The sequence below is a fragment of the Burkholderia sp. JPY481 genome (assembly GCF_038900515.1).
Taxonomy (GTDB): domain Bacteria; phylum Pseudomonadota; class Gammaproteobacteria; order Burkholderiales; family Burkholderiaceae; genus Paraburkholderia; species Paraburkholderia youngii.
This window is the reverse complement of record NZ_JAYMRT010000037.1, coordinates 19562-31933: the sequence shown is the minus strand read 5'-3', so window position 1 is coordinate 31933 and position 12372 is coordinate 19562. Positions and strand designations below refer to the sequence as shown.

General features: G+C 58.7%; 9 protein-coding genes and 1 pseudogene. 3 read left to right on the top strand and 7 right to left on the bottom strand.

Going from position 1 to position 12372, the window contains the following annotated elements:
• Nucleotides 1-778 precede the first annotated feature (778 nt).
• Nucleotides 779-1339 carry a hypothetical protein gene (locus VSR82_RS37370; RefSeq protein ID WP_498858674.1) on the bottom strand — a complete coding sequence of 187 codons (561 nt, stop codon included), beginning with the start codon at nt 1337-1339 and terminating at the stop codon, nt 779-781.
• A 1134-nt stretch (nt 1340-2473) separates the two neighbouring features.
• Between VSR82_RS37370 and VSR82_RS37365 the strand changes: the two genes are divergently transcribed.
• A complete protein-coding gene (locus tag VSR82_RS37365) occupies nt 2474-3679 on the top strand; it encodes an NHL repeat-containing protein (RefSeq protein WP_498858673.1) in 1206 nt (401 codons plus the stop codon).
• A gap of 269 nt (nt 3680-3948) precedes the next feature.
• On the opposite strand, the gene VSR82_RS37360 is transcribed toward VSR82_RS37365, so the two are convergent.
• The 4 genes from VSR82_RS37360 to VSR82_RS37345 form a co-directional block, all read right to left on the bottom strand.
• Nucleotides 3949-4563 (bottom strand): tyrosine-type recombinase/integrase, encoded by a 615-nt coding sequence (locus VSR82_RS37360; protein WP_429494305.1) that lies wholly within the window; start codon nt 4561-4563, stop codon nt 3949-3951.
• A gap of 688 nt (nt 4564-5251) precedes the next feature.
• On the bottom strand, nt 5252-6232 hold the full coding sequence (locus VSR82_RS37355) for a plasmid partitioning protein RepB C-terminal domain-containing protein (RefSeq protein WP_498858672.1): 981 nt from the start codon (nt 6230-6232) through the stop codon (nt 5252-5254).
• Nucleotides 6229-7089, bottom strand: a complete 861-nt coding sequence (locus VSR82_RS37350; protein WP_498858671.1) for a ParB/RepB/Spo0J family partition protein — start codon at nt 7087-7089, stop codon at nt 6229-6231. The genes VSR82_RS37355 and VSR82_RS37350 overlap by 4 nt, the downstream gene beginning before the upstream one ends.
• The gene (locus tag VSR82_RS37345; protein WP_498858670.1) at nt 6980-8692 is read right to left on the bottom strand and encodes a recombinase family protein; all 1713 of its coding nucleotides are present in this window, start codon (nt 8690-8692) and stop codon (nt 6980-6982) included. Before VSR82_RS37345 ends, VSR82_RS37350 begins: the two co-directional genes overlap by 110 nt.
• 369 nt (nt 8693-9061) lie before the next feature.
• Here VSR82_RS37345 and VSR82_RS37340 point away from each other — a divergent pair, with 369 nt between their 5' ends.
• Nucleotides 9062-9439: a hypothetical protein gene (locus VSR82_RS37340; RefSeq protein ID WP_498858669.1), complete on the top strand. Its 378-nt coding sequence runs from the start codon at nt 9062-9064 to the stop codon at nt 9437-9439.
• A gap of 259 nt (nt 9440-9698) precedes the next feature.
• A pseudogene (locus tag VSR82_RS37335) lies at nt 9699-9896 on the top strand (DUF1428 domain-containing protein); the annotation flags it as partial.
• A gap of 340 nt (nt 9897-10236) precedes the next feature.
• Here the strand turns inward: VSR82_RS37335 and VSR82_RS37330 are convergent.
• Nucleotides 10237-10764: a hypothetical protein gene (locus tag VSR82_RS37330; protein ID WP_498858668.1), complete on the bottom strand. Its 528-nt coding sequence runs from the start codon at nt 10762-10764 to the stop codon at nt 10237-10239.
• Between the two features lie 667 nt (nt 10765-11431).
• Nucleotides 11432-11842 (bottom strand): hypothetical protein, encoded by a 411-nt coding sequence (locus VSR82_RS37325; protein WP_498858667.1) that lies wholly within the window; start codon nt 11840-11842, stop codon nt 11432-11434.
• Nucleotides 11843-12372: the final 530 nt, after the last annotated feature.

Genomic DNA, 12372 nt, shown 5'->3' with positions numbered 1-12372 from the left:
ACTCTGCTCCCGTTGAACGGCGAGGCGAATTACCTCGCCCATCAACATGAGAACAGAGTCGGTTTCCTCTCCATTGCTACTACCGCCGGCCGCAGCCCCTTACCGCGCGAGCGGTTTAGTCCAACCGGAGTGAAGCAGCCATTCGAGTGACGACTGCGTGGCCTTGGCGAGCGACAGAGAGTGGCCGGGTTCTGCCTGATGGCGGCCACTGGCACGTGGCCGCCACCGGGCCGTCGGCGAATGCACCAAACCGTTAAGCGTTGTTCGACGCCTGCCCATGTCTGCTGCCGCGTGAGTAAGCGACGGCGTATGCGGGCAGGCGTTGGACAACGCTTAACGAAAGTACGCGTTCACACAAGCTGCCTGAAAGTTGCAGTTGAGGGTTCCAACGTCGGCTATGTTGCACATTCGTCGAACTGGTGCTATCGGCCACTTTCTGCCGCTCGCGTGAGCCATGCGGTGGTCGTCCGAACGACCGGTCCACTCCGAAACCCGCCCGATGCGGGACGCGCGCTTGTCCTGTCGGCCATTGCTGTCATTGAGGTGATCTGCGGCCGAGGGCCGCTATGGGTTCCAACAACTGCCGCTCGTGGAACGCAGGAAGCTGTCATTCCAACTGGCGCTTATCGGGCAAGGCCGGGCGCGAATCCCGCTGATGGGACGGGGTCAACGCTCGAGCGCAACACGGTACGTATGCAGCTAGCTGAGAAGGTTGCCGGCGAAGTGGCACAGCAAATGACTGGCACCTCAGCGCTCGTTGCAGGCAAGCGCGGGGCGCTCAGTAATGAATTGTCAGCGGCTCCGGATAGTGTTGCGTGAGCGAATAGGAGCTTTCGGGAGACCAGGCTTCCAACGTCTCGGAACCCGGCGAGCATCGGCCGCTTATAAGGAATGACATTAACGTCGTCGGCACTGAGTTGGTGTCGCCCGCAATGTACACAGTTGCATCGCTTCCTTGCCTGACGATCTGAGACGGCCGTACTTGCGAGGTCGCCGCAGGGCTCGGTGTAATAAGCGGGCTTCCACTGCAGTCCGATGTCGGATATCCAGAGAAGTCGCCCGCCCATTGAAACTGGGACGCAGAATGCTGACTACTGTTATTGACGCTCACCCGTTGAATCGGAGCAAAAATCACCACACCGTTCACGTTAAGAACAGTGCCAAGAGGATCATAGCTAACCAGCGGCCCCACTACCTTGCCTTGGCTGTCAAAGACCTTCGGGGTGGGTTGCTCACCCCGTTCGCCTCTTTCCCTACCGTCTGAGCCGCTTCCATCGAAGCCATAAGACAAGGTCGTCAAGCCCAAGGCGAAGAAAGCAGCCATCAGTACTTTGCGCACTTTGAACCTCCATAGAAACTGACACTAAGCCTCAACAGAACCGTAGTCACCATTGCCCGGACATCAGGATCCGCTCAACCAGCGCAGCGTCGGCCCGTTAAGCGACATGACCCAGACTCCGGTCACGCTGAAATGCCACGTGCGGGGCCGAAGCTCGCCGGCTCGAGTACAGAGAGAGGTTTCGCGACGACCGACAGCTTCCGGGTGCGCGCCGTAGGCGGGCCAATTTAGCAGCAGAGCCCATATCTCACCCGGCACAAACGCAAAACGGCAGGGCACGCGCGTGCGAAACGAGCGAACTGCGTGCGCCCGTGTATGAAGAATAGAAGCAGGCGTTGTCGAGACGCGCCTAAATCTACGCGTTTTGCGCCCTTGGTCGGCACGTGTGCGCCGCTCGCCGTCAGGTGTACCCTGGATATCTGCCGCAAAGCTTCGACGAGACAGAAGTGGCAGCAACGGGTCGGTTTGGTGCATTCGCCGGCGCGACGGCGGCGGCCGGGAGCCAGCGTTCGCTGGCCGGCGGCACCCGGCCATCAAGCGTCATTCACCTCCCCGTTGGACGGACATTCACAGGGCGCATCCGCATCGCAAACGGCCATTGACCTTTGCGGCACAAACGCGGGTATCGTCCAGCGCTCACCTGTCCATCTCCAACGCGCGTCAGGAGGGGTCCTACGCCTCACGACCAGCGGCGACAAAGGCCGGCTCGAGAAGGCGCAAAAAGCAGAGGCATCGGCATGCATCGGCGACTCCAGCACCTATTCTTCAGACACGATGACCAACGCGTTTCTGGTCAACTCTGCGGGTCGTATCGGCCATTCCGCGCGTCACGCGGAATGGGGGTATGTGTTGTCGAAAACTACCTCGGCTCGCGCGGTGCGCACTGCGTCGCCGACGGTCAAAACGGACGCCTGTGGCTCGACATCGGCAGCCGCTCATCGGGCTGTCCTTTACCCATGCGACGCTCGCGGCGGGACGCTGGTATGCGCCATGACCGCAGGAGCCACGCATCCCGTGCTGCGGTAGAGCTGGCTCAGTAGATGGCGAACGCTCGGCGGCAAGCGCCGTGGACCTCTCCCTGACGCAAATGCTCCCGTGAAAATCGTTGAGCGGGACAACTCAGGGAGGTCAGCGATGAAATGCTCCATTCGTGCGAGGCTTATCCAGTCGGCCTGGATCATGCTGCTCGCCGTGCCTTATGTAGTATGGGCGCAATCGCAAACAATAGTCACGATCGCTGGCACTGGGGCGCAAGGGTACGCTGGCGACGGCGGGCCCGCGATCTCCGCACTGATCGCGCCCGAGAGTCTCGCGATCGATCGCGAAGGGAACCTGTTTATCGCCGAACCGGTGAACGGCGTCGTCAGACGCATCGATCGCGCCACCGGAGTTATCACCACCTACGCGGGAACCGGTCAAAGCGCCTATAACGGCGAAGGGTTGCAGGCCATCGCGACGAATCTCGGCGATCCGACAGGCGTCGCAGTCGGCCCGGACGGCGACGTGTACATCGCCGACTTGGAACCGGGCAGCCGCATCTGGCGCGTGGATCGTCACACGCTGACGATGCACACGGTTGTCGGCGGAAGCGTCCGCGGGTATTCCGGGGACGGCGGACCCGCAAGCGCTGCATTGATCAACGCGACGGATATCGCGTTCGATCGTGACGGAAACCTCGTCATCAGCGATTCTGGCAACCAGCGCATTCGCCGCGTCGATCGACGCACGGGCATCATCACGACGGTGGTGGGCAACGGCATCTTCGGAGCAGGTCCGCAGAGCGGTCCCGCGGCCGAAGCCGGCTTCCTGTACTTCATCGCCACGGCGTTTAACCGACGCAACGAAATGTTCTTTGCCGACTACGACCTGAGCACCGTGCGTGAACTGGACCGACAGGGAAAGACTTTCAGCACGGTGGCGGGCGTGTATCCCGGCACGACAGGTGTGGCTTTCCGCGTGGGTTACAACGGCGACGGCCAGCCTGCGACCGAGGCGCTGCTCAATATACCGACGCATATCGCAGTCGACTGCGCGGGCAATCTGACCATCAGCGACACCTTCAATTACCGCGTGCGGCAGGTGGACCACGAGACCGGCATCATCGAGACCATCGCCGGGACCGGCACGCCGGGCTACTCTGGTGACGGCGGCCTGGCGATCCAGGCCATGCTCTCGGGTCCACGGGGCCTCGCGTTCGGGCATGACGGAGCTTTGTATGTCGCCGATGGTTTCAGGATTCGAAAGATCACCGGACTACCCGGCCATCACCGCTGGGATTGCCGGGACGACCGTCGCTACGGCATTCACGAAACCGATCGTGACGATGGTAACGAAAATTGAGGTTTGACGTAGCCCGTTCGATTGGCGCTGTCGGCGCTGCCTGCAGCGCGCGTCATCCCGGTCAGGGCCGCCTCAGCTATGCGGCGGCCTCAAATCCCTCTCCCTCGATTCCTCTCTCCTGAGTTTGCGTATCGCCGAATATATGTTGGCGCGAGCGGCTCGGCAGATGTCCGCATCAGGTCCGCTGGTTTTGTCCCACGAGAACCGCGCAGACCGCGGCCGCACGAATCCCGATGTTGCATCGTTTCGCGCGGCCAGCACCAGCTTCGCTAGATTTCAGTCTGCTCCGAAATCTCAAGCGCGTCGTCGACTTCGATGCCCAGATATCTGATTGTGCTTTCGATCTTGCTATGGCCGAGCAGCAACTGCACTGCCCTCAGGTTCTTGGTGCGTCTGTAAATCAGCGTCGCCTTCGTACGGCGCATCGAATGCGTGCCGTACGCTGTCGGATCAAGCCCCGCTGCATCTGCCCATCGGCGTATCATTCGGGCGTATTGCCGGGTTGAAAGGTGCGGGGACGCCGATAGCCGACTTGGGAACAGGTACTGTTCCGACCTCATGCCGGCCTTCTCAAGCCACGCGCCGACCGCCTTCCGGGTCGACTCGGTCAGTTCAAACTGGACAGGGCGTTGTGTCTTTCGCTGGATGACTTGCGCCCGCGACAGGACCTGATTGCCGTGCGCGACATCGCGGACCCGAAGACTGACAAGATCACAACCACGCAGTTTGCTGTCGAGTGCAAGGTTGAACAGGGCGAGATCACGGACAGCATGGGCATTTTGAAGGTAGATCCGGATGGCCCAGACGTCTTTCGGCTTTAGCGGTGGTTTCTGCCCGACCAGTTTGCCCTTGTTCCATGCCGCACGGGATTGTTCGGTTTTCATCTCAGTCTCCCACAGGGATGATGGGAGTTCGATTGTGATATCCGACCTCGTCGCCCGCTCTGGCCGGATTTGCCCGGGGTTCGTGCCCGTCCCGGCGAAGTATTGCCTTACATCGATCTTAAGACGCCTTCCTCCGGGCGGCTGGTCAGCAACTGAATGCTGCCCGATGACCTACAGGTTAATTTCGGCCATTGGCGACGCTTCCCGTGAGCACCTCGATGCGCCGCGCCGCCGCTCCATCCGTCCGTTCCGCATTTCCCGCGCGAATTCTGCCAACAGCGCCCGCTGCTCCTGCGCGTGCCCGGTGTGGAACCGACACCTGAACGGCTGAGCGACGAGGGCAAGCGAATGCCGCTTCATGGCCGAACGTGTGTGTTCGCTGACGTAAGAAGCTGCCCGTTCCTTTGATCAATGCCGACGATATCGGGAACCCGCCAGATTGTTGTCGTAGAACACGGCATGCCGCAATTTCCGCGACGGCCGAACTGCTCTCTCCGAAAAGGCGGCCTCAAAGACGCCTATAGCGCTCTGTCTTGCTGCCGTTGGATGCTCACGTGTGCCCTCTGTGGCTGCGGGGATAATTGAGCGCAGATCTCACGGTTCAAGATCACCTGGGGCTTTGCGATGCAGCATTCCGTGGACGCATCGACCCATAGATGCCGACGAGAACTTTGCTGCGAGCAGCAAGTTATCCCGGTGCAGCAGTACTGGCCCGCTTTTCTCCGATCCGACGAAAACTTTTTGACCTGGGTCCGCTGGAATCCGATATGGACCGTGCATCTCTCGCTTCCTGGCTGATTGTCTCGAATTGCGTCGCAAAGTCAGGATAGTGATCGCTTAACCAACTTGCAACACGCTCATTCCTGAGGAGCGCTGCAATATAAGCAGCGGAAACCGTGAGATGAAGATGCTCGATCCCATATCGTTCGTCGGTCTGGGCGACCGTTGTCTGAAGGGTTGCGAGTTCACGCTCAAGATGGGAGAGCTGCTCTGAGACTTCCTTGCCCCGTTTCCCGCGAACGCAAGCCCCGCCCTCAAGCTGCTCCGGCGGAGTGGCCGCAACAATTGCCCGAGCGAAGGCGGAGGTGAAGTTTCCCTGACCGCACATAAGCTCGACAGCCTCGATTTGTCGGAGCGGCTTCATCAGCTTCAGTGCTTTAAAGGTTGTCGCTGGACAAGCTTTGTCCGCAAGTAGAGCGGCGGCCTCCTCCGAAATTCCGTCAAGAAGGCTCGCCCTGCGCTTCACGGTCGTCACTTCAATGCCTAGCACCGAAGCTATCCGTTCGCGCGGCACACCGTGCTCGATTGCCTTTGCAATCATGCGTGCGTCCTGCGCGGATGTGAGCCGGCTGATGTGCTTGTTGTATGTGTACGCCTCATCGTCTGTCGCAATCAGGCACAAGGCTTCGTTCACCCCCAGGCGACGCAGCGCCTCTATCCGCAGTCTCCCATCGAGGATGCGAAATCTGTCATGGTTGGCTTCGACGCGCACCACAATCACGGGTTCAACGAGACCAATAGTTGCGACGGAGGCGAGAATCTGCAGGAATTTTGTGCTCGACGTAGCGGTGGTCGGGAGCGGCCGTGATGACTCAAGCACGTTCAGATCAAGTACAACCGGCCGGCTTTCAAAGGCGATCTTCAGTGGGTTCGCTTGCAGGTTGTTCATGACTGACCCTCGGCGCGGATACGTTGGTCCAGAACTCGGGGAAGACTCATGAGACGCTCGTCCTCCAGTAGCCGGATGAAGCCTTCATCGCGCATCAACTGCCGCATCGCATGAACAATGAATAGCAGCCGCGCATGTGTCAGCTCAACCTTCTTTGCAAGGACTCTCTGACGGTCACTTTCGCGCATATACAGACGCCGCAGCTGGTCTGGAGCCAGTTCGCGCGGACGGGGAGCGGCCGGCCCCGTGAACACAGGCGAGATCTTTCCGCCCGACTTCATGCGTCGAGTCAGCAGCCTGCGGACCACTGCGAGCTGCGGGCCTTTCAATGTTCCATTCTCGTACGCTTCCAGCAACGCGGCTTGAACCTCGGCGTCGTTGGAGCGTGCAATATGCATGGCGATACCAATGGGCATAGTCCCGGCTTCCACAGCGCTTATGAGTCGTTCTTCGCCATGATCGAGGAGAAACATCAGGCTTTCCAGATACGCGACGGACAGGCCCACTTTAGATGCGACGACGCTGTCCGGGTATCCTGCGTCCCGTAGGCTCTGAATGTCCCTGAGCAACTCCAGGGTGCTATGGTTTCGTCTCGCAACGTTTTCAACCAGCGACATGACGAGGCACTCATTCTGGGCCCTGTCCACAACATGTGCAGGGATGGTGTCATGGCCGAGGGCCTGTACCGCCTCAAGTCGTCCCTGACCGCAAACCAGGTCAAACTGTTCGACACCTTCGGGACACACTCTACGGCACACGGTAATTGGCTTTTTCAATCCCACCGCCGCGATGCTCTCGATCATCGCCTGCTTTTGGCGCTTGCTGCGGGTCCGTGGATTCAGCACGCGAATCTGCATGACCGGAATATCCGAGATTGGAACAAGAGGATCGCTTTCCATCGTATGCCTCCATACGACTCCGTGCTGTCAGTTCAAGCAGAATGCTTTCGTCCGGATACCGGAACATCTCGAAGGGCCCGCTCCTTCCGCTTCGGATTGACATTGCAAATTCGTCGCCGGGCGCCAGACTGCCGCGTGGGAAAACATAAAAATCGAGCTGGTTTTCAAGTACGGTGTCCAGCCGCAGTACGACTAGAAGGTCTGGGGACCGGTAGATTGGCCACCGCACCCGCCAGCGCGGAATACGACCGTCGTACTGAAGTATCAGGCGAACGGAGAACCGGATAACCAGTTCGTCATCTACCCGAATGGTGGTTCCGTCCATGGATATTTCCACACGATGGCCTTGTTCAGTTAACGAGTCAGTCGTCCTTTCAATGCAGCGTTTCAAGGCAGTTCGAGATGCGTGAAAATCCTCAGGGCCTCGGCGGTAGTAACGGGGCTCGTATCCGACCCGCTCATAAGCAACATTCAAGCTGCCGAATCGCCTTCTATAGGTGTTTTCCGCCGGCATCGACCGCGTCCGGTCGATTTCTTTTGCGTTGACCACTTCGCCGGAACGCACGAAGTCGTGCAGCTTTTTCAGAATCTCCTCATCACTAAGATTCTTTGTTCTTTGCGTTCGGATCTGTTCAGCTGCTTCGAACGTACCGCGATCGACAAGTGGGAGAAAGGCGCCCTCCGAGCGGGTCCATTCCGACGCGGGATTCCTTTGCCAGTTGGTATCGAGTTGATGTGAGGTCCGGGCGTAGACATTATTCCCGATATATTTCTCTCCGCTCAGAATGCTTGTAACAAGCTGGGGATTCCATGGGCGTCCGTATGCGTTGCAGATGCCGAACGCATTCAGTCTCTCCGAAATTCTTGTGCATCCGAGTCCTTGACGCACGTACCAGTCGTAGATGCGTCGGACGAGCGCCACTTCATGAGCCTCACCGGGCGTTACGATGACTCTGTCCGTCTTGATGTTCTTGTGTTCTCTCGGACGCAGAATACCCTTAACGGTTCCGTTGGACGCGACCAATAGCCGTTGAAGTCCATATCCGGGCGGTGCTCCCTGCCAGAAGCCGAGCTCGGCGAGCCGGCATTGACCGATAAAAACCTTTCGGGAAAGTTCACGGCTGTATTCGCCCGCCATCGCTCGCTTGAGCGCTTTCATTAACGCCGCTGTCGGACTGCCGTCCCAGCCGAACAGTTCTGCGCAGTAAACGACCTGCACCCCTGCCTTTCGGCAGACGTACTCGTAGTGCGCACTCTCGTCGACATCCTGAAAGCGTCCCCATCGGCTAACGTCGTACACGAGTACAACGCTGAACGCACAGTTGGGCGACTGTACATCCTGAAGCAACTGGGCGAGAGCCTGCCGCCCCTTTAACGACACCCCGCTTTTGCCGGCGTCTTCGTAAGTTGCGACGACAGTGAGTCCCTGCGCGAGCGCGAACTCTGCGATGACCCGTTTCTGGTTCTCGGTCGAGTACTGCTGGAAATCGGTGGACATGCGCACATACTGTGCTGCGAACCTGCCGGCGAGGGAGGGCGATGTACCAGCCCATTGGGACATCTCCATCTCCTGTCTTCCGCGGTAATTAGTGATAGTCCGGTCAACAGGCAAGTCAAGGAGTGCAAACGTCAAACTTCAGGTCCTTCAGCCAGCCAACCAGCTGCGTGACCCGTGGATTCTCCGCGAGGCGCGTAGATGAATTTTTTGTTGCGTTTGAGCCCTAAGAGCGCGAGTCGCGTAGTCAGTTAAATAAACGAAGCTACGTCCAGGTGAACGCACTGCTTCGTTGTTCCTTCGCCAGCTCGCTGTCGGACAGATCAGCAACACAGTGTTGCGCCGTGTAGGGCAAAAGCGCGCTAAATTATCGGCTCGATAACTCCGCCCGTCTATCGGAGGCTTCATCGAAGGGGCGCGACAGGAAACGGAGCGATGGAAATGCAGGGCCTGCACTACAATCTGGACGATGAAGCTCGAGCTGAACTGCTAGCGTATCTGGTGGTGGTTCAACTCATCGCGCGTGCAAGAACGGGGCAATGGCTTGAACCAGCGCATATCTGCGAATCTGTACTGCTTTGGCTCTGCGCTAACGGTGGCAATTGCGGTGCCCGGGAACGCTCTGACTTGTCGCGGCTTTCGGTCGACATGGCTGAACGGTTTCTCGGATTACCGCCGTTCGATGATGAAGCCAGCCTAATTCAAATGATTTTGGCCCTGACACGTCTTGACTATCGCAATGCCAATGTGAAAAAGATAGCAGCTGTTTGCGGTGACTACATGACACACCGTCATGGCGCAGGCCAGTCCTGAGTGGACAGTCAAGGCACGGTGGTCGGTTCGACGAGATCCGCTGCGACGTTGCATTCGATACGCAACCGCCTAAGCCACCACTAGCCTCGACAGTGACCGATCGCGCCAATTCGCATTGTCAATTTCAGTTCGCAACATGGTGACGTGGCTCTATAGAGGCGAACAGATCCCGCTATCATGGCCTTCGCTTCCGACAGCGACCGTCAGTTGCGCGGTACGTTGGTAGGGTCAAAGCAGGCTATCGGTGCAAGGGAATCCGTCGTTTCCAATGGCGATCAAGCGCAAGGATGATGAGACGGTGGTGTTCTCCTGGGTTGTCTGGCGGTCGCATCAGTCGCGAGACGAAGGAATGAAAGCGGTAATGGCCGACCCGCGGTTGCAACCGGATAAAGATCCGATGCCTTTTGACAGTCAGCGGCTAATTTATGGCGGTTCCGAAGTGATTGTCGACGCGTGATGGCAGAAACACATGGCGTTGAACATCCGCGATGCAACACGTGAATCTTCTGTCGGACTTACGCTACTCAGGGCAAGCTGTGAAGTCAGGTACCCGGTTAGCAGCGGACGGTCGCGCGTGACGTATAAGTGACTCCAACGGGGTCGAAATGACTCATTCGAGTTTGCGAATGTCGACCTTGACCGTACCCGTTGTGAACGGCAGTGAAGCGACCTTCAGCCGCCGCACAGCACCTGATCGGCGAACGACCACTTTGGCCGATGACTTCTCCGTGAGCGACGCTACGGAACGACCGTTCCAACTTGTTAGCTGTCGTCGACGCTGCACCGCGCCGGACGGCTCAAATGGGAGCGCGAACGGACATACGGTGTTCCTCGGCGAGCGTGCGTTGCTCGCATGCGCCGAAGGAACGCCGGACCATCAAATCGAGAAGGAACTCTTCGCCAGCCTTCGCCCTCCGCAGTCGAACTTCGTCCGCCTCGGCATCAGCCAGGCGCAAAGCGACGCGGTACTGCTTTCCCCGGCGCGTTGATTGCAGTGGCGACTTGTCGCCAAGCGAGCCACGGCGCGCGACGAAGAAGAGATATTTCGCTATCGGTGACATGCGAGGTGGCAGACGCCTTAAAAGCTTCTCGAGCCGGCTCCGGTTGAACGAGCAATTGGCGAACATCGCGGGAAGATACTGTTTGCGGTCAATCACGACCGAAAACACTTGGCCGCGTCGCTCCAGTTCTGGAAGTCGCGCAAGAGAAATACCCTTTCGCCGGCAAAACTCCGCAGGCGACAACAGTTCACCCCGATGGGCCAGTCGGCGTCGACGCACGCGTATCCGCCATTCGGCGTTTTGCGACCAAACTCGATGCTTCATAGCTGGAGATCCGCTGCGAGGACTTTCCTCACAATCGCGACAGCGCCATCCTCTGGTCCGAAATACGCTGACGAGGTGTCTGTCCGAGGCCCCAGGCCGACAATGCTCGCGCTTGCGTACCCATTTCTGGCATACACATCCAGTCGTGCGACCGGCGTCACCTCGCTACCCTTTTTTCGGCCAACGAAGACCGTCATGGCGCCCGAAGTCGGGGATGGAGTGCTGCACCTTTCCTCACACAGGTCCAGCACGCACAGTACCTCTTCAAGGGTATGGTACGGAGCCCTGTCACGCGGTGTCACTTCGCCCTCGACGTCGCACAAGTGCGTCAATTCTGCAACATCGCCGAAGAATTCCCCATCGAAAAACGCAATTTTCAACGGCCCTTTAGTCATCTTGTGTCCCTAAGGTGTATGCCCCTGCTTCTTGCTGCACACGCGCCCCCTCTCGCAACGCCCTCAATGCGAGTCTTCGGCGCTTTCGGTGGTAGGCCTCGACTCTCGCGCGTAGCAAAAAATGGCGGCCGTGCCAGCTGAACACTGGCATCAGGAGCCGCTTGCGCATCAGCTTTTCGCGCACATAGAGCCGGGTCACGTTTAACATCTTCGCGACTTCTGCGACCGACACTAGTCCGTTGTCGCTTGCTTTCCGCACTGAGGTTATCCGTTCATTGCGCATCAGGCAGCCCAACTGCGAACAACTTCCTGGCAACTGTAAGCACGTCGTCACCCTCCTCGACGCAGACAGGTACGAGCGTCCACCTGGGGAGGCCGCTGATCACGATAGTCGTCTCGGCACCACGCGTCGTCATGACGACGTCGAAGCGCGTGGTGAGCACACCGCTCTCACGGACAAATATCGTCAGCGCGTCGCAAATCGGATAAGGACCACCGGACTCGACATGTTGGAGCGCTCGCGCTATGCGCTCCCAGCCCAGCTCGCCTGCTATCGCGATATATCTTCCCACACACACGAGTGGCATCGCCGACGCAAGGTCATGTGCCAGGTACCGGCCGGCATGTACGTAGACGGTCGTCGATGCGTCCACGGCAATCCATTTATCGTGCATGCATTGCATACAACTTCGCCTTTAATTCATCGCTGCACGGTGCCTTAACTGGTCGCAGAATGTCCTTACGCTGCAGTTTTTTGCGCACACATTGCGGCGACACGAAGGGTAGCGGCGACAGCTCCGTCACTGGCATCCAGTAGCTACCGGTAGCCATCCAAGAATTCCTCCCAATCTTGCGCGAAGGCGCATCCACGGTCCGGGATTCCCGAGCCGTCAAGGTTGCGCTGGAAGAACGTTCGTGCTGTCTCCGGGATTTCGTCTTCTCTCACGTATTGGACACCATCGCTTCGCACATGTACGGGCGCTGTTGGAAGCGACGGACGCGCAGGTAGCTCCTCGTTACCACGATTGAGCGCAACAGCTATGCTCCGCCCCACTAAATCCCAAACACTGTCAGACCATCGGGGATAACTGTGCACAAGTGCCGTGTCGCCCACCTTTCCGAGTAGTGCCTCATCGAGGGAAACCTGGCAGTCAGCATATGGACCATCACCCACTCTACCGATGTTCGCAGTTCCAATAACGCGCCGAGCCGA